The 21,335-nt window shown below is 70.4% G+C and carries 20 protein-coding genes and 2 pseudogenes; 6 read left to right on the top strand and 16 right to left on the bottom strand.

Features of this window, described 5'->3' with window-relative positions; genetic code table 11:
* Window positions 1-87: 87 nt before the first annotated feature.
* Window positions 88-885, top strand: coding sequence for an IclR family transcriptional regulator (locus ACIRDU_RS07390; protein WP_389978707.1), 798 nt, complete (start codon window positions 88-90; stop codon window positions 883-885).
* Window positions 886-951: 66 nt separating this feature from the next.
* Here the strand turns inward: ACIRDU_RS07390 and ACIRDU_RS07385 are convergent, their stop codons facing one another.
* On the bottom strand, window positions 952-1,281 hold the full coding sequence (locus tag ACIRDU_RS07385) for a DUF5955 family protein (protein ID WP_403575718.1): 330 nt from the start codon (window positions 1,279-1,281) through the stop codon (window positions 952-954).
* Window positions 1,282-1,521: 240 nt separating this feature from the next.
* On the opposite strand from ACIRDU_RS07385, the gene ACIRDU_RS07380 reads away from it, so the two are divergent.
* Together ACIRDU_RS07380 and aceB are read left to right on the top strand one after the other, a co-directional pair.
* Complete coding sequence (locus ACIRDU_RS07380) at window positions 1,522-2,136, top strand: NTP transferase domain-containing protein (RefSeq protein ID WP_403575716.1); 615 nt, start codon at window positions 1,522-1,524, stop codon at window positions 2,134-2,136.
* A 208-nt stretch (window positions 2,137-2,344) separates the two neighbouring features.
* Entirely contained in the window at window positions 2,345-3,970 is a 1,626-nt protein-coding gene (aceB, locus tag ACIRDU_RS07375; protein WP_403575714.1) for a malate synthase A, read from the top strand.
* Between the two features lie 16 nt (window positions 3,971-3,986).
* On the opposite strand, the gene ACIRDU_RS07370 is transcribed toward aceB, so the two are convergent.
* The 15 genes and pseudogenes from ACIRDU_RS07370 to ACIRDU_RS07300 form a co-directional block, all read right to left on the bottom strand.
* The gene (locus ACIRDU_RS07370) at window positions 3,987-4,256 is read right to left on the bottom strand and encodes a SelT/SelW/SelH family protein (protein WP_381035398.1); all 270 of its coding nucleotides are present in this window, start codon (window positions 4,254-4,256) and stop codon (window positions 3,987-3,989) included.
* Window positions 4,253-5,167, bottom strand: a complete 915-nt coding sequence (locus ACIRDU_RS07365) for a HipA family kinase (protein ID WP_403575711.1) — start codon at window positions 5,165-5,167, stop codon at window positions 4,253-4,255. The genes ACIRDU_RS07370 and ACIRDU_RS07365 overlap by 4 nt, the downstream gene beginning before the upstream one ends.
* A 455-nt stretch (window positions 5,168-5,622) precedes the next feature.
* Complete coding sequence (locus ACIRDU_RS07360) at window positions 5,623-6,750, bottom strand: LLM class flavin-dependent oxidoreductase (RefSeq protein WP_403577292.1); 1,128 nt, start codon at window positions 6,748-6,750, stop codon at window positions 5,623-5,625.
* 48 nt (window positions 6,751-6,798) lie between these two features.
* A pseudogene (locus tag ACIRDU_RS07355) lies at window positions 6,799-7,242 on the bottom strand (LLM class flavin-dependent oxidoreductase); the annotation flags it as partial.
* Window positions 7,243-7,444: 202 nt separating this feature from the next.
* A complete protein-coding gene (locus tag ACIRDU_RS07350; protein ID WP_403575709.1) occupies window positions 7,445-7,573 on the bottom strand; it encodes a putative leader peptide in 129 nt (42 codons plus the stop codon).
* A gap of 12 nt (window positions 7,574-7,585) precedes the next feature.
* Complete coding sequence (locus tag ACIRDU_RS07345; RefSeq protein WP_403575707.1) at window positions 7,586-8,557, bottom strand: glutathione S-transferase C-terminal domain-containing protein; 972 nt, start codon at window positions 8,555-8,557, stop codon at window positions 7,586-7,588.
* A gap of 204 nt (window positions 8,558-8,761) precedes the next feature.
* On the bottom strand, window positions 8,762-9,919 hold the full coding sequence (locus ACIRDU_RS07340) for an LLM class flavin-dependent oxidoreductase (RefSeq protein ID WP_403575705.1): 1,158 nt from the start codon (window positions 9,917-9,919) through the stop codon (window positions 8,762-8,764).
* Between the two features lie 135 nt (window positions 9,920-10,054).
* Window positions 10,055-10,612 carry an NADPH-dependent FMN reductase gene (ssuE, locus tag ACIRDU_RS07335; protein ID WP_403575703.1) on the bottom strand — a complete coding sequence of 186 codons (558 nt, stop codon included), beginning with the start codon at window positions 10,610-10,612 and terminating at the stop codon, window positions 10,055-10,057.
* A gap of 42 nt (window positions 10,613-10,654) precedes the next feature.
* Window positions 10,655-11,857, bottom strand: coding sequence for an LLM class flavin-dependent oxidoreductase (locus tag ACIRDU_RS07330; RefSeq protein WP_403575701.1), 1,203 nt, complete (start codon window positions 11,855-11,857; stop codon window positions 10,655-10,657).
* A 91-nt stretch (window positions 11,858-11,948) separates the two neighbouring features.
* Window positions 11,949-12,929, bottom strand: a complete 981-nt coding sequence (locus tag ACIRDU_RS07325) for an ABC transporter substrate-binding protein (RefSeq protein WP_403575699.1) — start codon at window positions 12,927-12,929, stop codon at window positions 11,949-11,951.
* A gap of 68 nt (window positions 12,930-12,997) precedes the next feature.
* The gene (locus ACIRDU_RS07320) at window positions 12,998-13,762 is read right to left on the bottom strand and encodes an amino acid ABC transporter ATP-binding protein (protein WP_403575697.1); all 765 of its coding nucleotides are present in this window, start codon (window positions 13,760-13,762) and stop codon (window positions 12,998-13,000) included.
* Window positions 13,759-14,796 (bottom strand): amino acid ABC transporter permease, encoded by a 1,038-nt coding sequence (locus tag ACIRDU_RS07315; protein ID WP_403575695.1) that lies wholly within the window; start codon window positions 14,794-14,796, stop codon window positions 13,759-13,761. The genes ACIRDU_RS07320 and ACIRDU_RS07315 overlap by 4 nt, the downstream gene beginning before the upstream one ends.
* Before the next feature lie 20 nt (window positions 14,797-14,816).
* A pseudogene (locus ACIRDU_RS07310) lies at window positions 14,817-15,774 on the bottom strand (ABC transporter substrate-binding protein).
* The gene (locus ACIRDU_RS07305) at window positions 15,771-16,325 is read right to left on the bottom strand and encodes a GNAT family N-acetyltransferase (RefSeq protein WP_403575693.1); all 555 of its coding nucleotides are present in this window, start codon (window positions 16,323-16,325) and stop codon (window positions 15,771-15,773) included. The pseudogene ACIRDU_RS07310 and the gene ACIRDU_RS07305 overlap by 4 nt, the downstream one beginning before the upstream one ends.
* Window positions 16,322-17,449: an LLM class flavin-dependent oxidoreductase gene (locus tag ACIRDU_RS07300; RefSeq protein WP_403575691.1), complete on the bottom strand. Its 1,128-nt coding sequence runs from the start codon at window positions 17,447-17,449 to the stop codon at window positions 16,322-16,324. The genes ACIRDU_RS07305 and ACIRDU_RS07300 overlap by 4 nt, the downstream gene beginning before the upstream one ends.
* Window positions 17,450-18,158: 709 nt before the next feature.
* Here ACIRDU_RS07300 and ACIRDU_RS07295 point away from each other — a divergent pair.
* The 3 genes from ACIRDU_RS07295 to ACIRDU_RS07285 all read left to right on the top strand — a co-directional run bounded on the left by ACIRDU_RS07295 (window position 18,159) and on the right by ACIRDU_RS07285 (window position 21,304).
* Complete coding sequence (locus ACIRDU_RS07295; RefSeq protein ID WP_403575689.1) at window positions 18,159-19,202, top strand: amino acid ABC transporter permease; 1,044 nt, start codon at window positions 18,159-18,161, stop codon at window positions 19,200-19,202.
* A 286-nt stretch (window positions 19,203-19,488) separates the two neighbouring features.
* Window positions 19,489-20,061, top strand: a complete 573-nt coding sequence (locus ACIRDU_RS07290) for a winged helix-turn-helix domain-containing protein (RefSeq protein WP_403575687.1) — start codon at window positions 19,489-19,491, stop codon at window positions 20,059-20,061.
* Between the two features lie 13 nt (window positions 20,062-20,074).
* A complete protein-coding gene (locus ACIRDU_RS07285; protein WP_403575685.1) occupies window positions 20,075-21,304 on the top strand; it encodes an acyl-CoA dehydrogenase family protein in 1,230 nt (409 codons plus the stop codon).
* Window positions 21,305-21,335: the final 31 nt, after the last annotated feature.

Here is a 21,335-nt window from a genome sequence, read left to right as displayed (position 1 = left end):
CGCAGAACGTAGCTACGTCCAAGCGGGGAGTCAACCGACCGCCGGGTAGGCTTCTGCCCTTCCCGCCCGCCCCGAAAGGAACGCGCCGTGCCGACGTCCAGCGCCAGCACCACCGACTCCGCCCGGTCCTCCGCCAACGGCGGCGTCCAGTCCCTGGAGCGCGCCTTCGACCTGCTCGAACGGATGGCGGACGCGGGTGGCGAGGTCGGCCTGAGCGAGCTGTCCGCGAGCAGCGGGCTGCCCCTGCCGACCATCCACCGCCTGATGCGCACGCTGGTGGCCTGCGGGTACGTACGTCAGCAGCCCAACCGACGGTACGCGCTCGGTCCGCGCCTGATCCGCCTCGGCGAGTCGGCCTCCCGGCTGCTGGGCACGTGGGCGCGGCCGTACCTCGCGCGGCTGGTCGAGGAGACCGGCGAGACGGCGAACATGGCACTGCTGGACGGGGACGAGATCGTCTACGTGGCGCAGGTGCCGTCGAAGCACTCGATGCGCATGTTCACGGAGGTCGGCCGGCGAGTGCTGCCGCACTCCACGGGCGTGGGCAAGGCCCTGCTCGCCGGTTTCCCGCCGGAGGAGGTGCGGGCGCTGCTCTCCCGTACGGGCATGCCCGCCGCGACGGAGAAGACGATCACGACGCCCGACGGGTTCCTCGCGGCCCTGGAGGACGTGCGCCGGCAGGGCTTCGCCATCGACGACAACGAGCAGGAGATCGGGGTCCGTTGTCTCGCGGTCCCGGTGCCCGACTCCCCCACCGCCGCGGCCATCTCCATCTCCGGCCCGGCGGGCCGGGTGACGGAGGCGGCGACGGACAAGATCGTGCCGGTGCTCCAGCAGGTCGCCGGGGAACTGTCCGTGGCGCTCGCCAGCCAGAGCCCCGCGTAACGGCGGCAGACACCAGGACGCCGCACCTCACCCCGGGCCCCACCGGCACGGGGTGAGGACCTCGCCCTAACCCTGCCCCCGCACCGGCCCCCCGAAGAGATCCACCGCCCGCCGGACCTCCGTCAGCTCCGCCGACAGCGCGCTCACCGAGCCGATCGCCCCCGCGATCAGCAGGAGGGAGCGGCGCAGGCGGGGGATCTCGGGGAGGCCGTCGGCGGCCATGGCGGCCACCGCGGCCAGTTCCTCCTCGGCGATGCTCCGGTCGGCGAACTCGCCGGGATGGGCGGCCAGCCGACGGCGCAACCCGGACACGGCGGAGCGCAGCTCCGTCACGCGCGGGTCCTCGTCGCCGCCGGTCACAGGCCCCTGCCGCTTCTGCTCCACGCTCCGCAACACAGTCCTCCCCCTGCACCTCGTCGTGCGCGTGCCCTTCCGACGCGAAGTCCCCCACACCGGGCAGCCGTCGGGCGCCCGGCCGGTCGGTGCGGGCGACAGTAAACGACGCGGACCGCCACGCGCCAGTCCATTGCGTCATCGACTTGTTTCGCTGAGTGACTTTCCGGCCTGAGGCGCACACTTGTCCGACGCGCCTCGGGCCGTCGTACCTCCGTGCGGGGCGTGCGGTATGCAGGAGCCATGACGACACGGGAGACGACGGGCGGGACGCAAGCGGTTGCGGGACTGCTTCTCGCCGCGGGTGGCGGGCGGCGGCTCGGCGGGCGGCCCAAGGCGCTGCTCCCCCACCGGGGACGGCCCCTTGTGGAGCACGCCGTGCGGGTGCTTCGGGAGGGCGGCTGCGCGACCGTCCACGTGGTCCTGGGCGCACAGGCCGGCGACGTGCGCGCACGCGCCGCACTGCCGGGCTGCGTCCTGGTGGACAACCCCGAGTGGGAGCGGGGCATGGGGACTTCCCTGCGCGCCGGGCTCGACTCGCTCGCGGGCGCGGGCATCCGAGCCGCACTGGTGTCGCTCGTCGACCAGCCCGGCATCGGACCCGAGGCGGTGGCCCGGGTCCTCGCGGCGTACGAGGGCGAGCAGTCGCTCGCCTCGGCCGCGTACGACGGCGTGCGCGGTCATCCGGTGCTGTTCGGTGCCGCCCACTGGGCGGGCGTCGCCGTGACTGCGACCGGCGACCGGGGGGCACGCGCCTATCTTCAGGAGCACCGGAAGGCGATCGCCCTCGTCGAGTGCGGGGACGTCGCCCGGCCCTTCGACATCGACACCGAGGCCGACCTGACCCACCTGGAGTGAGCGGGGTGGCACGGAGCGCCACCTTGCCTCGACCCGGAGAATCTCGACATCAACAGACGATTGAACTTCCACCATGAGGAAACTAGTATCCACTGTTCAGAAGCGTCCGTCTGCTCCGCGGGCGCCGAACGCCGTATCCGGGAAGACTGGCACCCGGTGCCAAGCACGCCGGCTCGTCTTCACAGCTCGCTGAAGGAAGTGACCGTTCATGTCCGCTCCAGCGCCGTCCCCGCTGGCCATCGTCGACGCCGAGCCCCTGCCCCGGCAGGAGGAGGTCCTCACCGAAGCGGCGCTCGCCTTCGTCGCCGAGCTGCACCGGCGGTTCACGCCCCGGCGTGACGAACTCCTCGCCCGCCGCGCCGAGCGCCGCGCCGAGATCGCCCGCACCTCCACCCTCGACTTCCTCCCGGAGACCGCCGCGATCCGCGCCGACGACTCCTGGAAGGTCGCCCCGGCCCCGGACGCCCTGAACGACCGCCGGGTCGAGATCACCGGTCCCACCGACCGCAAGATGACCATCAACGCCCTCAACTCGGGCGCCAAGGTGTGGCTCGCGGACTTCGAGGACGCCTCCGCGCCCACCTGGGAGAACGTGGTCCTCGGCCAGGTCAACCTGCGCGACGCCTACACCCGGAACATCGACTTCACCGACCCGGGGTCCGGCAAGTCCTACGCCCTCAAGGCGGACGAGGAGCTCGCCACGGTCGTCATGCGCCCGCGCGGCTGGCACCTGAACGAGCGTCACCTCGTCGACGCCGACGGCACCCCGGTGCCCGGCGCGCTCGTCGACTTCGGCCTGTACTTCTTCCACAACGCCCAGCGCCTGCTGGACCTCGGCAAGGGACCGTACTTCTACCTCCCCAAGACGGAGTCGCACCTGGAGGCCCGCCTCTGGAACGAGGTGTTCGTCTTCGCGCAGGAGTACTGCGGCATCCCGCAGGGCACGATCCGCGCGACCGTCCTCATCGAGACGATCACCGCCGCGTACGAGATGGAGGAGATCCTCTACGAACTGCGCGACCACGCCTCCGGGTTGAACGCGGGCCGCTGGGACTACCTCTTCTCCATCGTCAAGAACTTCCGTGACGGCGGCGCCGAATTCGTCCTGCCGGACCGCAACGCGGTGACGATGACGGCCCCGTTCATGCGGGCGTACACCGAACTCCTCGTTCGCACCTGCCACAAGCGCGGTGCGCACGCCATCGGCGGCATGGCGGCCTTCATCCCGTCCCGCCGGGACGCCGAGGTCAACAAGGTCGCCTTCGAGAAGGTCCGCGCCGACAAGGACCGCGAGGCCGGCGACGGCTTCGACGGCTCCTGGGTCGCCCACCCCGACCTGGTGCCGATCGCCATGGAGTCCTTCGACAAGGTCCTCGGCGACAAGCCTCACCAGAAGGACCGGCTGCGCGAGGACGTCGACGTCGAGGCCGCCGACCTGATCGCGATCGACTCGCTGGACGCCAAGCCGACGTACGCGGGCCTGGTCAACGCCGTCCAGGTCGGCATCCGCTACATCGAGGCCTGGCTGCGCGGCCTCGGTGCGGTCGCCATCTTCAACCTGATGGAGGACGCGGCCACCGCCGAGATCTCCCGCTCCCAGATCTGGCAGTGGATCAACGCGGAGGTCGTCCTCGACAACGGCGAGCAGGTCACCGCCGAGCTGGCCCGCAAGGTCGCCGCCGAGGAACTCGCGAACATCAAGGCCGAGATCGGTGAGGAGGCCTTCGCGGCGGGCAACTGGCAGCAGGCGCACGACCTGCTGCTGACGGTCTCCCTCGACGAGGACTACGCCGACTTCCTGACGCTCCCGGCGTACGAGCAGCTCAAGGGCTGAGCCGGCAGCCGAACCGCTAGCGTTCCGAGTGGCCCAGGGACTTCTCCGGGGCCACTCGGTCGCGTACGGCCTTCTTCACGGCCGTCGGCTCCGGGAAGCCCTGCTCGCGCCGGTCCCAGACGACCTCGTCCCCGACGCGGACGACGAACACCCCGCCCGTGCCGGGCTTCAGGGCCAGTTCCGTCAGTTCGGCCTCGAAGGTCGTGAGCAGTTCCTGCGCCAGCCAGGCCGCGCGGGGCAGCCAGCGGCACTGGGTGCAGTACTCGATCTCGACACGGCCACTCATCCGAGGTGCACCGACCAATCCTGCCGGGCCGCGGGCTTGCCGTGCAGATCGGGCACCTGCTTGAGCCACGCGGGGCGTCCTTGCTGGTTCTTCGCCGCCCGGAGGGCCTCCTCGGCGGCGAGCTCCTCCCGGGTCGGGAAGCCGGTGGGCAGCCAGTCCCCGGAGGCCTCCGCACGGGCGCGGAGGTAGGTCACGTACGCCTCGCGCACCTCGTCCGCGGTGGCGAAGCCCGGCTCGTCCGCGAGCCAGGCGTCCGGGACCTCGCCGAGGATCCGCCGCAGCAGCTCCTCGGTGACGCGGGGGGCCAGCTCGGCGTCGGCGGCCCGGACGTCGGGCCCGTAGTGGCCGAGGGCGTGGTGCCGGAAGTCGTAGGCCTTGCGGGGGTCGGAGCCGTCCCAGCGGTGGTGGAAGACCAGGGCCGCGCCGTGGTCGATCAGCCACAGGCGCGGGGGTGCGACGCCGAGGGTGGGCCAGACCATCAGGTTGGAACTGTGGACCGTACGGTCGACGTTCACGGTCAGGGCGTCGAGCCAGACGATCCGCCCCGCCTCCAGCGGATCGACGGGGAAGACCCGGGCCACCTCCGGGGTGAAGTCAAGGGCGCCCGGCAGGTGGTCCATGCCGAGGTTGACGCCCGCGCTGGCCGCGTGCAGGCCCCGCACCTCCTGGTGCGGCTCGTGCTCCGCGATCGCCGGGTCGAAGTGCACCAGGACCAGCTCGGGGAAGCGCAGCCCGAGGGCGCGGGCCAGTTCCCCCACGATCACTTCGGCGACGAGCGCCTTGCGGCCCTGCGCGGAGCCGGTGAACTTCACGACGTACGTGCCGAGGTCGTCCGCCTCGACCACTCCGGGGACGGAGCCGCCGGACCGCAGGGGCTCGACGTAGCGGGTCGCGGTGACCTCTCTCAGCATTTTCTCAGGCCACCCACTTCATTGACCTTGCGATCCACGGTCGACTCAGAGGCGCCCAACAGCGGGAATTGTCCGTCATGAGCCATTGGAAGAGTCTTGGGGTTCGACTGGCATGCACATCTCCGTGCCTCCCCAGCAGTCCGTCAACGGCCGTCCGCCCCTTGCTTCCGGCCTCCGGCATGAAGTGAGCATAGTAACCGGGGGTGATCGCCGGCGAGGAGTGCCCGAGCCACCGCTCCACGGTCACCACGGACTCTCCCGCCTCCAGCATGATCGAACAACCCTTCAAGCAGGGCTGGCCGGCGAGAGGCAGCCAGGTCGCCAACCGGCTGCACGGACTGCTCACCCGGATCCACCCGTCGCTGGAACGGGTCCGGCCTCCTGCCCGGTTGTCTGCCCGGGCAGACACGGGGACGTGGCTGCCGCACTACATCAGGAACCGGGCCGCGACCAGCTCATCGGCGTTGCCACTCTGCTGCGAGGAGTTGGTAGGAACGCACCCGGTCGGCGTGGTCGTGGGTGATGGTGGTGATGATCAGCTCGTCCGCGCCGGTGGCCTCCTGTAGTTGTTCGAGCTGGTCGGCGACGCGCCCCGGAGAGCCGACGAACTGGGTGTCGACGCGGTCGGCCACCAGTGCCTGGTCCGCCTCGGTCCAGGTGTGGGCGCGGGCCTGTTCCGGGGTCGGGAAGGGGATGGCGCCCTCGGCGGTGCGGATGCTGCGAACCCAGGGGCCGTAGCCGGTGGCCAGTTCGCGGGCGGTTTCGTCGTCTTCGGCGACGACGACGTCGGCGGAGACGCTGACGTAGGGCTTGTCGAGGTGGTCGGACGGCTGGAACGCGGCGCGGTAGCCCTCGGCTGCCTCCAGCACCGTGGCCGGGCTGACGTGGTAGTTGGCGGCGAAGCGAAGGCCGTTGCGGCCGGCTACGTCGGCGCTCTGTCCGCCGCTGCTGCCGAGGATCCATACCTGTACCTCGGCGCCCTCGCCGGGGACGGCGTGTGCTTCGACCCCGTCTGCGGAGCGGTAGTCGCCACGCAGGAGCGCGAGTATGTCGTCGACCTGCTCGCCGTAGTCCTGGGGGCCGGCTCCGGGCTGGTGCAGCAGCTGCCGCTGGAGCTGGAAACGCGGTGAACCGATCAGGTGTTCAGCAGAGAACCTCGGCGGGATCTTCAGCCCGTTGGGGGTGCGACCGTCGATGACGGGAGTCGTGGTCGGCCGGGGCTGTGCCGTCTGTCCGGGTGAACGTCCGCCGGAGCGGCCGAGGCCCAGGTCGAGTCGGCCGGGGTGTAGGGCGTCGATCAGCCCGAACTCCTCGACGGTGGACAGGGCGGTGCGGTGACCGAGTTGTACGGCACCGGAGCCGATTCTGATCGTGGAGGTCGCGGAGGCGGTGAGGGCCAGCACGACGGCGGGAGAGGTCCCGGCCACGCCCGGGTTGAGGTGGTGCTCGGCGAACCAGTAGCGGGTGTAGCCGAACCGCTCGGTCTGCTGGGCGAGGTCGATGGTGTTGCGCAGGGCCTCGGCGGCGGTGGAGCCGGACGAGATCGGTACGAGGTCGAGAACCCCGAGGGGGATGCCGGACATGATCGGGTGCTCCTCAGCGGTCGGTGGGCAGGGATGCGGGCGCGGGCTGAGTTCGGCGTACGGCTCTATCGGGTGGGTGACGTCGGCCGAGAAGAGCGGATCACCGTAGCGGGCCGCGAGATCGACCGATTCCCGGCTGGTCGCGCTGCCGTGCCAGACCCGGATGAGCTGCTGGACCGGTCTCGGCCACACCTCGGCCTCGGTCAGCTCGGGGCGGAAGCGCGGGGAGGCGCTTACCTTGTCCTGCCGCCAGATCCGGCGGAACAGCTCGTAGCGTTCGGCGTTGCGGTCCCACTGATCCTCGGGAGTGACCTGGAACAGCTCGCGCTGGGCGGCGCCGTTGCCCTTGCCGATGATCAGGTCGAGACGGCCCGCGGAAAGATGATCCAGGGTCGCGTGGTCCTCGTACGCGCGTACCGGGTCGAGCAGGCTGAGGGTGCCGGTCACCGGATCCGGGGCGTGCACGATGAGGGTGATGGCCAGGAACTTCACGACGCCACCCGCCGGGTCTGCGGCTGCGCGCGTGTGTCGGGGTGTGCGCCCGGCTCGCGCCGTGCGGCTGGGTGCCGGCCTGCGCCATCCGGCGCGACGGCATGGTGAGGAGGGGGAGGTGCGGACACGCACAGGGTGCCTTCCTGGTCGACCGTTTGTGATCACGGGTCCTCATGCGGAGGGCTCGGCAGAAGGAAACGGTTCAGGAACGACAGAGCGCACCGGCCACCCGTTGCAGGTCGATGTGAGGCCGGGAGTACAAGCGGACGCAGCCGCGTGCGGCGAGAACCTTCTCGGACCGCACAAGGCCGCTGGGAACGGGTGACTTCATTACGGTCGCAGGCTAGGCGGAGCCGGACGGACGCAGGTGGAGAGCGTATTGCGGTTCCATGAAACCGTCCGGGCGCTCCTGGGAGGGCTGAGCGGCGCGTTCCGTGATGTGAACCACCCAGTCCAGGATCTGCACCGCTGCCCCTGCGGCCTCCAGCCCTTGGCACTGCGCATGGTGTCTGCGGGCGATGCCGTCCAGGTCGAGGTGGGGGCCGAAGGCCGGATGGGCGGCCAGTCGCCGTGCGTAGGCCCACAGGTGCGGATGGTCTGCGATGCGGTGGACCGCGGCGGCGTCCAGGTGCTGTCGGTGCACGGTGTCGAGCTGAACCAGGGTCACCCACAACTGAACGTCGGCGGCGGTCATTTCGTCGCCCAGGATGAAGTCCTGGAGGGCGAGCCGTCCCTCCAGTGTGTCCAGGGCGCGGAGCAAGGAGCTGAGAGCGGTCCGGCGCACCCCGGCGTCGGCGCCGACCTGGCCGGCGTGTTGCGCGGCTTCGTCGATGCGGTACTCGCAGAGATGCTCGACCGCCGCGATCTCCGCCTCCGTGCCGTGCGGGTACAACGCGGGCCGGTCGGAGCGGTCGGGCCGTTCGGGGCGGTCACAGCCGAAGTGCCGGGCCATGTCACGCAGGATGTCCGGGGTGTGCGTGCTGACGATCCGCCCCGTCCAGTCGTCGCTCAGCACCGGTGCCGCGGCGGGTCCGGGATGCAGGTGCGAACTGGCCTCGTACAACGGGCGCAGAGCGGAGTGTCCGCCGTCGGGTCCGTCGGGCACGGTCGGCATCAGCGCCACCGGAAGGGTCTCTTCCAAGCCGAGCAGACGGTGGGTGATGGCGATCCGCAGACAGTGGGGGCAGGACGGCGAAAGGTGAAGGCGGTAGCGGCGCGGCACGGCGTGGTAGCCACTGCTCGCGTCACGGCCGATCCTGCCCCGGAACGACAGCGCGGAGGGAAGGGACGGCACGGTGCTCGGTAGGGCGGGCATGGTTCTCCCTGGGTCCGGGTCCACTGCTGGTTCGCAGAGTGCGGCGGGCGGCGGGCGGCGGGCGGCGGGCGGCGGGCGGCGCACGATGTGACGGCGGGAGGTCAGGAGGAGAGACGGCCGGCCCACACGCACCGCGCTGTCGGCGGGCGACTCCGGACGCTCCATCATTTCCTACCTGTTCACTAGGGAACCTGTAATGGAGTGTCAGTCGACATTCGAGCCTCGTAGGACCTGGGCGAGGGGCGAGGTGCCCGTGGCGGCGCGGAACGGGTGGGTCCACAGGCCCTGCGCCTGAAGCTTCGGCAGCACTCCCTCGCCGAACCAGTACGCCTCCTCCAGGTGCGGGTAGCCGGAGAGGATGAACTCCTCGATGCCGAGGGCGTGGTACTCCTTGATCCGCTCGGTCACCTCGGCGTGGCTGCCGACCAGCGCGGTGCCCGCGCCGCCGCGCACCAGGCCGATGCCGGCCCACAGGTTGGGGCCGATCTCCAGGGCCTCGCGGCTGCCGCCGTGCAGGGCGAGCATGCGCTGCTGGCCCTCGGACTCGCTGCGGGCCAGCCCGGCCTGAACCGACTGCACCGTCTCCGGGTCGAAGCCGTCCAGGAGCCGGTTCGCCTCCGCCCACGCCTGCTCAGAGGTGTCGCGGGTGATGACGTGCAGCCGGATACCGAAGCGAAGGGTACGGCCCTGCTTGGCGGCCAGCCCCTTGATCCAGGCGATCTTCTCCGCAACCTGGGCGGGCGGTTCGCCCCATGTGAGATAGACGTCCACGTGCCGCGCGGCGACCTCACCGGCGATGGGCGACGAGCCGCCGAAGTACACCTCGGGGACCGGGTCGGGCACGCGGGCGAGCCTGGCGTCCTCGACCTGGAGGTGCTCACCGGCCAGGTCGACGGTCTTCCCCTCCCACAATCCCCGTACGACCTGCAGGAATTCGTCTGTCCGGCGGTAGCGAGCGCTCTTGTCGAGAAAGTCGCCGTAGGCGCGCTGCTCGTGGCTCTCCCCTCCCGTGACGACATTGAGCAGGAGCCGTCCGCCGGTCTGCCGCTGGAAGGTGGAGGCCATCTGGGCGGCGAGCGTCGGCGAGACGAAGCCGGGGCGGAAGGCGACCAGAAACTTCAGCCGTTCCGTGTTCTGGCTGACCATCGCGGTGGTCAGCCAGGCGTCCTCGCACCAGGCGCCGGTGGGGGTGAGCGCGCCGACGAAGCCGAGGTCCTCGGCGGCGCGGGCGATCTGGCTCAGGTAGGCGACCGTCGGCGGCCGGTCGCGCCCGGACTCCGTGGCGGGGGTGCCGTGGCCGCCGCCCACGACATGGCGGCTGTCACCGTTGGTGGGCAGGAACCAGTGGAAGGTGAGGGACACGTGGGTCTCCGATCAGGGGTTGTTCGTCGGCGGAGGCCGTGCCGGGGCGGCTCGGCCTCCTTGTGCTGTGGGGTCCACTGACGGCACAGCACGCTGGCAGGGCTTCGGCGTCGTCGGCGATCACCGTCGCGGCGCTCATCCGGTGGCCGCCAGCAGTGTCGTACGGCCGCCCAGCGCGGCGGAGAACTGGTCCGTGACCTGTGCCAGGGCCTCGGCCGAAGCCGGCGCGACGGTCAGCGTGCCGTCGTCGCCCACCGTGATGTCCTTGTCGAGGGTGAACCAGCCCGGTGTGATGTGTGCGGGGCCCATGGAGGCGAGGACCGGGCGCAGGGCGTAGTCGATGGCCAGGACGTGGGCGGTGGTGCCGCCGGTTGCCAGCGGGAGGACCGTCTTGCCTGTCAGGGCGTACTGCGGCAGCAGGTCGAGCAGCGACTTCAGCAGCCCGGAGTAGGCGGCCTTGTAGACGGGGGTGCCGATCACGACGCCGTCCGCCTGCTCGAACAGGGTGGTGGCCCGGGTGATCGCCGGGTGCCGGAAGTCGGCCCCGAGCAGCGCCTCGGCGGGGAGCGTGCGGACGTCCAGCGGGATCACGTCGTGCCCCTGCGCGGTGAGCCTGGCGTCCAGGTGGCGCAGCAGCCGTGCGGTGCGGGAGGTGGCGGAGGGACTTGCGGAGACGGACAGGATGGTGGCCATGGGAGGACCTTTCAAATCTTCGTTTGCGTCTGCGGGTGCCGGTCAGGCGTGGACGGCTACGGGCTCGGAACGGGGCTCCTGGGACTGGAGGTTCATCGGAGGTTCACTCCTCCCTCCCTGGGTGTGGCGTCGGCAGTTGGAGGTGGTGGCGCAGGGTCGTGCCCTCATATCGGTACGGAACACGCCGCGTTCCTGAAGCAGCGGAACGACCCGGTCGACGAACTCGTCCAGACCGCCCGGGGTGAGGTGCGGTACGAGGAGAAGCCGTCGGCGGCGTCGGTCTGCACGTACTCGTCGATCGCGGCGGCGACCGGGGCCGGGGAGCCGATGAAGGACTGCCGGGCGGTCTGCTCGATGGCCGGCTCGCGGATGGACAGTTGCCCCGGCGGAGCCGGTGAAGCGCACCTCGGCGGGTGGGGGCGTCCCGGGCCCGACGCCAGGTCCCGTTCCGCCGCCGAGATCGACTGCGACGCGTATCAGGACCCGCAGCGTGTCCGGGTCGCGTCCGGCCTCCGTCACCCGATGCAGCAGCGCTGTGCGGGCGAGCCGGGCGGTGGTCGGTTCGTCGGCGTCGAGCAGGACGACGTCGGCGTGGCTCGCGGCCAGCTCCCACTGCCCGTCCGAGTCGTGCACGTCGAGGGCGATGGCGACGGGCGGCCTCCTCTGCGGCGGGCGGGGGACGATGGACGGCCCGTGGACGGAGAAGTGCGGGCCCTCGAAGTCGAGGCAGTGGAGCCGGTCGCGGTCGATGAAGCGCCCGGTGGCGGCGTCCCGTATCTCCGCGTCGTCCTCCCAGCCGTCCCACAGCCGGGTGGCGACCTCGACGGCGTCGGCCGCCTCGGCCCACAGCTCGGCGGCGGGGGCCTGAAGGCGGCGGCCCACGGCGCGGGCTTCTGCCGGGGTGGCGGAGACGTCGACCAGCCAGCCGGCCCGGCCCGCGCTGACGAAGTCCAGGGTGGCCAGGGATGTGGAGGTGTGAAACGGCTCGGTGTGGGTGGTGGTCACGGTCGGGACGAGGCCGATCCGGCTGGTCACAGGTGCGACGCGGGCGAGGACGGCCACCGCATCGAGCCGTCCGGGGCTGTGGTCCGGCGGCCGGGCGAAGGAGTCGTCGAGGGTGACGAAGTCCAGGGCGCCCTGTTCGGCGAGACCGATCAGGCCGGCCCAGTGATCGGCGGTGAGCGGTTCGGCAGGGGTATGAGTGCTGCCGTCGAGGGCGACGGAGAGGGGGAGTTGGCGGGGCATGACCTCGTGTCCTGTGTGAAGCTGTCCTGCACGGAGGAATGGCCGCGGAGGCAGGGCGCGGAAGCCGCACGGCCGCCGCGCCCCGGATCGGCTACTTGTCGGTCTTCGGCAGGCCGGGCGGGTTGATCTCCGACTTGCTCACGGCCTCGTCGGACAGGCCCCAGCGCCCCAGCACCTTGGCGTACGTGCCGTTCTCGATCACATGGTTGAGGGCGTCGGCGAGCGGCTTGGCGAGGCCGCTGTCCTTCTTGGTGGTGGCCGCGATGAGGCCCTGGAGGGTGGCGCCGGCGCCGGAGTAGGTGCCGACGACCTCGGTCTTCCCAGTGGTGGCCGCGTGGTGGGCGGCGGTCGGGTTGGGGCCGAGGTAGAGGTCGATGCGGCCGGACTGGAGGGCGAGGTAGGTGTCGCTGTCGTTCTGGTAGTACTTGATGTTCACCGGTTTCCGGCCGGCCTTCTCGTTCTCCTTGCTCCATTCGATCAGGAGCTTCTCCTGGTTGGTGCCGCTGCCGACGGCGACCGTCCGGCCCGCCACGTCCTCGGGTCCGGTGACCTTCAGGCCGCTGCCCTTCTTCGCCTCGAAGCCCAGATCGTCCTCGCGGTAGGTGGCGAAGTCGTACTTCTCCTTGCGCTCCTCGGTGACGGTGATGTTGCTGAAGCCGACGTCGTACTTGGCGCTGTCCAGGCCGACGAAGATGTTCTCCCAGGAGACCGTGTTGATGTGCGGCTTGAGGCCGAGCACGTCAGCGACCAGGGACGCGAGGTCGGGTTCGACGCCGATGATGGTCTTGTTGTCGGTGGCGTGGAAGGTCAGCGGCGCCGCGGAGCCGGACGAGTCGACGATCTCCAGCGTGCCTCTCTTGCGGATCTTCTCCGGGACCTCGGCGGCTATGGAGTCGACCTTGTCCGTGGTGATGCGGTTCTGGTCGGGGCTGATGTTGATCTTCGTCGTCTTGCCCGATGTGTCCGCGACCTCGGTGGTGCCGCCGTCGGAGGGGTTGCTGCAGGCGGCGAGGACGAAGGCGGTGGCGAGCCCGAGCGCGACTGCGGTGGTGCGGCGGATGAGGGTGGACACGGTTGTTCTCCTTGCGGTGCGAAGAGCGTGAGGGCCGGTCAGGGGACCTGAGGTCGGATGAACTGGCATCAGAGGACTTTGGAGAGGAAGGCGCGGGTGCGTTCCTGCTGCGGGGCGTCCAGGACGGCCGCGGGCGGTCCCTGCTCGACGACGACTCCGCCGTCCATGAACACCACGGTGTCGGCGACCTCGCGGGCGAAGCCGATCTCGTGGGTCACGACGATCATGGTGGTTCCGGTGCGCGCCAGGTCCTTGATGACGTCGAGGACTTCGCCGACCAGTTCCGGGTCGAGCGCCGAGGTGGGCTCGTCGAAGAGCAGTACCTTCGGTTCGAGGGCGAGCGCGCGGGCGATGGCCACGCGCTGCTGCTGGCCGCCGGAGAGCTGCCGCGGGTAGGCGTCGGCCTTGTCGGCGAGACCGACCCGGTCGAGAAGCCGGCGGGCTGTCTCCTCCGCCTCCCTGCGCGGGCGGCGCAGCGCGGAGACAGGGGCCTCGACGAGGTTCTCCAGCACGGTCAGATGCGGGAAGAGGTTGAAGTTCTGGAAGACGAACCCGATGTGGGTGCGCTGCTTCAGAACATCCTTCTCCTTCAGCTCGTGCAGCTTGCCGCCGTTGCGGCGGTAGCCGATGAGCTCGCCGTCGATGCTGATCCAGCCGCGGCCCACCTTCTCCAGGTGGTTGATGGTGCGCAACAGCGTGGACTTTCCGGAGCCGGACGGGCCGAGGATCACGGTGACCTCGCCGGCGTGGACCTTCAGGTCGACGCCGCGCAGCACTTCCTGCGGGCCGAAGCTCTTGTGGACGCCGTGGACGTCCACCATCACCTCGCTCATCGGTTGTCTCCCACGGGTCCCAGGATCTTCAGGGGTACGACGGGCTGGTTGCGCAGGGCCGCCGCCGCGCGCAGGGTGCGGATGAAGCGCCGGGCGCGCTGGATCGGGGTGGGCGGCGGGGTGCGGTTGGCGCCCCGGGCGAAGTGGCGCTCCACGTAGTACTGGGCGAGCGACAGCAGGGAGGTCAGCACCACGTACCAGGCGGTCGCGACCAGCAGCAGCGGGATCACCCGGCCGTTGCGGCCGTAGATGACCTGCACCTGGTAGAACAGCTCGCCGATGGACATCACGTAGACCACCGAGGTGCCCTTGAGCAGGCCGATGATCTCGTTGCCGGCCGTGGGCAGGATGGCGCGCATGGCCTGCGGCAGCATGATCCGGCGGATCTGCCGCAGCCGCGGGATGCCCAGCGCCGCGGCGGCCTCCAGTTGTCCGTGGTCGACGGAGATGACCCCGCCACGGACGATCTCGGCGGCGTAGGCGGCCTGGTGCAGCGAGAGCCCGATGATCGCGGCGCCGATGGTCCCGATGAGACTGTTGCTGTCGACGGACCAGAACACCGGCCCGAAGGGGATGCCGACTCCCAACTCCTCATACAGGACACTCAGGTTGAACCAGAACACCAGCTGGACGATCATCGGGATGGACCGGAAGATCCAGATGTAGGTCCAGGCGACGGTCTGCAGCAACGAGCTGCGCGACAGCCGCATGAAGGCCAGCACGGTGCCGAGGAGGAAGCCCAGCACGGTGGCGCAGGCGGTGAGCTGGAGGGTCACCCACACCGCCTGGACGATCGTCTCGGACAGGACGTAGTCGCTGAAGACGCCCCACTCCCAGACCGGGTTGGTGGCCAGGCCGTGCACGAACTGGGCGACCAGCACGGTCACGGCGACGGCCGCCGCCCACCGCGCGTAGTGGCGCGCGGGGACGACCTCGAGAGATGCCTGATCGTCCGGCGCGGGCAGGGCCCCCGGGCCGGTACCCGGGGAGGCCGCGCCCGGTGGCGCGGTGGCGGAGTCGGTGGTGAGTCCCATCGTGGTGTTCCTGCTCGCTGTTACTTGTGCTCGGGCGGGTTGATACGCGACGCGTCGATCGCGGAAGCGGTGGTGCCCCATTTCTTGAGGATCCGGGCGTACGTGCCGTTCTTGATCAGCTCGTTGACGGCGGCCTGGAACGCCTGCGTGAGCGGGGAGCCCTTCTTGAAGGCGAAGCCGACGTCGAGGCGGTGGTACTCACCGAGGAAGGTGGTCCGCGAGGCGGGCTGTGCGGCCTGGTAGCGCATGCCGTTGATGGTCGACATGATCACGTCGATACGGCCCTGCTGGAGCGCGGTGAGGGTCGCCGCGTTCTCCGAATAGACCTTCACGTCGTACGGCTTCTTGCCCGCCTTCGCGCACACGCCCTCCTGCGCGGTGGAGGGTCGCCTCGAACGTGGTGCCGGCCCCGGTGCCGATGGTCAGCCCGCACAGCTGGGTGAGGTCGGTGACCTTCGACTTCAGTACGGTGCTGCCCTTCTTCACCGCGAAGCCCTGGCCGTCGTTGATGTAGGTGACGAAGTCGACGCTCTTCAGGCGCTCGGCCGTGACGCCGAAGTTGCCGGTACCGAAGTCGTACTTGCCGCTGCCGAGGGCGGGCAGGATCGTCTCGAAGGAGGCGTCCTGACGCTGCAGTTTCACACCGAGGACCTTGGCCACCGCGTCGGCGAGGTCGATGTCCTGGCCGGCGGGCGCCTTGTCCGGGCCGTTCGGATAGTAGGCCCCCGGCGGAAATCCGACCGAGCTGCCGACCCGCAGCGTGCCCGCCTTGCGTACGTCGGCGGGCAGCAGGGCCGCGACGGCGTCCACCCTGCGTACGGCGGCGACCGGGTCGTCGGCCGGGGCGGGGGATGCGTGCGCGCCCGCCGGTGTGGTTCCCGGGATCTCGCCGGAGCCGCAGGCAGTCAGCGCCAGTACGGGCAGCAGCGCGATGCCGGTGACGATGCGCAGACGGGTTCTGATCCCTCGGAGGTTCACAGGTCGGCGGCCTTTCCCGTACGTGCGGAACGTGCTGTGCGCGCTTCGGCCGGCAGGTGCTTCTCGAAGGGCAGCGGGCCGATGGCTTCCGGGTCGGCCTCCGTGTCGAACAGCGGTGTGTAGCCGGTGGCCGGATACAGGCCGCGGGCCTCGGGCTGGCGCGGCCCGGTGGTCAGGTGGATCCGCCGGTAGCCGCGAGCGCTTGCCTCGCGTTCCAGCTCGGCGACGACGCGTCGGGCCAGGCCACGCCGCCGGTGAGCGGAGTGCGTCCAGATCCGTTTCAGTTCGGCCGTGGTCGCGTCGTACCGGCGGAAGGCGCCGCCCGCGACCGGCTCACCGCGCTCAAGGAGCAGCAGCAGGACGCCGCCGTACGGTGCGGTGAACTCCTCGTCGGGATACCGTGCGAGCTCGGCATGGGCGTCCTTGCCGTAGCGGGCCGAGTACTCTTCGCCGAGTTCACGGATCAACGGCTCCACCCGCGGGTCCGACACGGGTACATGGACGACCGTTAGTTCAGCTGAGGGCGGCGGTGGTTGGGCGACGGAGGTCATTCGCCCACCGCCGCGAGGTTCTGCGTGCCGCGCGCCGCCCGCTCGGCGTCGCGCTTGGCGACCTCCTCGCGGACGATCGGGATCACGTACCGGCCGAAGTCGATCGCGTCGCCCAGCAGGTCGTAGCCGCGGGCGGAGAGGATGTCGACGCCGAGGTCGTAGTAGTCAAGGAGTGCCTGAGCCACTGTCTCAGGGGTGCCGACGAGGGCGTTGGAGTTGCCCGCGCCTCCGGTGGCGGCGGCGGTCGGGGTCCACAGGGCCCGGTCGTAGCGCTCCCCCGCCTCGGCGATGGCGATCAGCCGCTGCGAGCCGGCGTTCTCGGGGGCACCGCTGCGGTGGTGCCGTACGAGACCTGCCTCGCGCCGCTCCAGGATGGCGCCGACCGTGCGGCGGGCCTTCTCCCAGGCCAGCTCCTCGGTCGGGGCGATGATCGGGCGGAACGCCACCTGGATACGGGGAACGTCGGTGCGGCCCGCGGTCTTCGCGGCCGCCTTCACGGCCTCGATCTGCTCGGCGGTCCTGGCCAGCGGCTCGCCCCACAGGCAGTAGATGTCCGCTTCGGCGCCTCCGGCGGCGTACGCGGCGGCGGACGAGCCACCGAACGACACGCCGGGGCGGGGCTGTTGGACGGGGAAGACGTCGCTGACGAAGTCGTGGAAGCGGTAATGGTCGCCTTCGTGGTCGAAGGGCTCGTGGGTGGTCCAGATCTTCTTGACGATGCGGATGTACTCGCGGGTGCGGGCGTAACGCTGGTCCTTGGTGAGTGTGTCGCCCTCGCGGCCCTGCTCGTGGTCGTTGCCGCCGGTGATGAAGTGCACCGTCAGCCGGCCCTCGCTGATCTGGTCGAGGGTGGCGAAGGTCTTCGCGGCGAAGGTCGGGTACGAGACGTTGGGCCGGTGGGCGAGCAGGATCTGGAGGCGGTCCAGTCTGCTCGCGATGTAGGCGGCGGCCGGCGCGGGATCCGGTGATCCGGAACCGTAGGCGAACAGCACCCGGTCCCACCCGTTGTCCTCGTGTGCGCGGGCGAGCCGGAGTGTGTACTCCTTGTCGAAGGCGGCGCCGGAGCGCGGGGTGGTTTCGGAGCCGTCGTTGGTGGCGGCAATGCCGAGGAACTCCACTGGCATGGGAGATGGCCTTTCCTGTCCTCAAGTCCTGAAGTCCGTTGGTGCCACGCCGTGGTCAGCAACGTGGGCACGGCGGAGCAACCCCTGAGTGCGGCCAGGTGTGACGGCGCGCTGCAGGGTGGTGCCGGGAACCGGGGTGAGCAGGTGTGATGACGCCCGGGCATGGCCTCGGGCAAGGTGGAGCGGCGGCAGCGCGTGTCAGGTGTCGCAGGACCGTTCGTACGCGGATGCAGTGTGGTCAGCGCATGCGTACGAGAGTGCTGCGAAGGGAGGGACTCGGCTCGCGACGGGGTACCGAGGGAGGGAAGGGCCGGTCAGACGGCCCGCTGCCGCGTCAGGCGCAACACGCGGCGGACCACACCCGACCGAAGTCGATGTGGTCACGGGTGACCAGGTGCTGTCCGGCATTCATGCGATCAATTGAGCAGTACATCTCGCGTCCCGTCAACCACGGCCCGTATGCCGGACCCGCCTTGCGGGGCTCCTGTGCGTGGTTGACACCTGCGCGCGTTGGGCACATACGATCGAGCACGGACCGGCCCGCCGCGCGCGGCAGCCGAACCGGCCGCGTTGAGGGACGCGGCGAACGTGATGACGCCGAAACCGGGCCGCCGCCCCTACCCGCGCTGTGGCTGCGCGGATTCCGCGAACGTGTGTGCCGCCGGGTGGTCACCGGCGCCCGCGCCTCCCTCTTCTGGAGAGCCTTCTGATGGTTTCGCCGTCCTATCTCAGCGATCCGTCCCGCGTCGCCGCATCCGTCCCACCGGCAGCACGTCCGAAAGACCCAGGTCACGGCCCCGGCCATGGTCCCGACGACGACCTGCCGCCGATCGTGCCGCGCCGGCACATCGGCCGCCGGATGACGGCCGGCGCGGCGCTGCTGGTGTTCGCGATGGTGGTCAACTCCGTCGTGCGCAACCGCGCTTTCCAGTGGGATGTGGTCGGCCGGTACTTCACCACCGCCGCCGTGCTCGACGGGCTGCTGCTCACCCTGTGGCTGACCGGCGTGGTCATGGTGCTCGGCTTCCTGCTCGGCACCCCGCTGGCCGTGATGCGGCTGTCCGCCAACGCGGTGCTGCGCACGTTGAGTTGGGGCTATGCGTGGATCTTCCGGTCCACTCCGCTGCTGGTACAGCTGCTGTTCTGGTTCAACATCGGCGCCCTCTACCCGACGCTCGGCCTCGGCATCCCCTTCGGGCCACAGTTCGTCACCGTCAAGACGGTCAACCTGCTCGGCCCCACCCTCACCGCCGTCATCGGCCTGACCCTGCACGAAGCCGCCTACGCCGCCGAGGTGGTGCGCGGCGGAATCCTCTCGGTGGACGCCGGCCAGACGGAGGCCGCCCAGGCCCTCGGCATCGGCAGACGGCGCACCCTGCGCCGGATCGTCATACCGCAGGCGATGCGCTCCATCGTGCCGACCGCCGGGAACATGCTGATCGGCACCCTGAAGGGCACCAGCATCGTCAGCGTGCTGGCCGTGCACGACCTGCTCTACTCGGTGCAACTGGTCTACAACCAGACCTACCAGGTCATCCCGCTGCTGATGGTCGCCACCCTCTGGTACATCGCCGTCACCACCGTGCTCAGCGTGGGGCAGTTCTACGTCGAGCGCCACTACGCGCGTGGCTCCGCCCGCGCACTCCCGCTCACACCCCTGCAGAGGCTCAGAATCCATCTGGCCGCACTCCGTGCCCGGCTGGAGAGGGCGACAGCGCCCGAGGCCCGCCCGGTGATCGGCGGTGACCGGTGATCCCACCCACGTCATTGTCTTCCCTACATTTCCCATCGATTTACTAGGGAAGCATTGACGGCCCGCCCTGCGGGTGCGCAGGATGATGTACATGTCCCACACGCAGCAGCGACTCGTTCGTCGTCGGCATGTCGACTTTGGTCACGTCGTCAGCGCCGCCTGCTGTCGCGTGTAGGGCACGCGGCTCACACCTCGCGCGTGCCACTCCGCTCCTTCTCTCTCATCCCAGGTGATCAGGCGCACCCCTGCGCCTGATGGCCCGACGCACTTCTGAAGGACGACCGCCATGACCACGGCACTTCCGGCTGCCCAGGCCACCCCACGGGGTTCGCAGCTCACCGGCACACGCCGTCTCCGTCTCGTGGACGAGACCGCGCGGGAGGGCGGCGGAGGACACGGTTCCCGTCCCCTCGTCGGCTACCTCGTGCTGATCCCCGAGGGCACCGATCCCGCGCAGCTCTTCGCCGAAGACGTGACGCGGCCGGAGATCCGACCGGTCGCCCACACGCACGCACCACCTGTCCGACTAACGGGAGGCGATGTCGTCCACATCGATCCCGCGCGACATGTCGCAGAGCTGGACGGACGCGAACTCGACCTCACCTACCTGGAGTTCGAGCTGCTGGCACATCTTGTGCGGTATCCCCACCAGGTGCACTCCCGCGAGCAGTTGGTGGCCGCGGTCTGGGGCTACGACCACATCGGGGACGGCCGCACCGTGGATGTCCACATCGCGCGCCTGCGCCGCAAGCTGGGCACGGCTCACCGGCACCGGATCGTCACCGTACGCCGCGTGGGTTACAAGTACCTGCCCGGCCAGCAGGAGAGCCCCAACGCCGCGGCCTGCGGCCGACCTTGAGGAGACCACTGCCATGGGCCTTGCCCCTGCGCCATCCAGCCCCACCTCGGAAGCCGACCGGACCGGGCCCGGCCGTGCGCACTGGCTGCGCGTGGCCCGCGAGACGGCGGACGACCTGGCCACGGACGCGGTGGCCAGGGAACAGGCGGGCAAGGCCCCGTTCGACGAGGTGTCCCGGCTGCGTGAGGCAGGGCTGCTGACGCTTCTCATACCGGCCGAGCTGGGGGGAGGCGGCGCGGACTGGCCCACGGCCTACACCCTGGTCCGGGAGATCGCAGCGGCCGATGGCGCGATCGGTCAACTGCTCGGCTGTCACTACTTCCTGTCGTGGAGCGCCCGGTTCTTCACCGAGCGCTCTCTCGCCGCGCGGCTCGAGCGGCAGTCCGCGGCGGAGCAGTGGTGCTGGGGTGGTGGTTTCGCCCGTCAGGAACCGCCTCTGACACTGGCCAGGACAGGGAAGGGCCATGTGCTCGACGGTCGGCAGAACTACGCAACCGGGGTCCTGGTCGCCGACCGCCTCGCCGTACGGGCGGTGCGGGCCGACACCGGCGAACCACTCGCTGTCCTCGTCGACCCCGCCCGGCACGGCGTGGGGATCGACGGCGACGCCGACACCTTCGGCCAGCGGCTCGCGGCGGGCGGGAGCGTGGAGTTCGACGCCGTGCCGGTCACCGCCGACGGCATACTCGGTTCCCTGTCCGCGGACGAGGACCTCCTGTCGCCTCCGGCCGCTCTGGTGTCGCCGGTCGGGCGTCTCGTCTCCGTCCAGCTCCGTCTCGGCATGGCCGAGGGAGTACTCGCCGAAGCCCGTGAGTACAGCAGGGCGGGCCACTCACCCTGGCACCCCGCCTGGCCGGCCGGCTCCCCGCAGGACCCGCGGGTACTGAGCGTCTACGGAGAACTCACCGTCCTCACCCGCTCCGCTTCGGCGCTCGCCGATCAAGCACGGGAAGCCGTCCACGGCGGACTGGCGCGCGGTGAAGACCTCACCTACGACGAGTGCGCGGAGATCTCGGTCCTCGTGGCCATGGCCGAGGCCGCCGCGTCCAAGGCCGCGCAGGAGTCCACCGCCCGCGCCCTCGACATCATCGGTTCCCGCTCCGCCTCCGCGCGGCTGGGCTTGGACCGCTTCTGGCGCAATGCCCGCACCCACGCCTTGTACGAGCCCGTCGCCCACCGGCTCCGCGATGTCGGGGACTACTTCCTCAACGGCGCCCACCCTCCGTTCGTCCTGCCCGCCTGATACTGGATAGGCATTCGATTCAGGGGGCTGC

This window comes from Streptomyces sp. NPDC093598 (assembly GCF_044764825.1).
Classification (GTDB): domain Bacteria; phylum Actinomycetota; class Actinomycetes; order Streptomycetales; family Streptomycetaceae; genus Streptomyces.
Note: the sequence above shows the minus strand (reverse complement) of the source record. Positions and strands in the feature narration are given on the sequence as shown.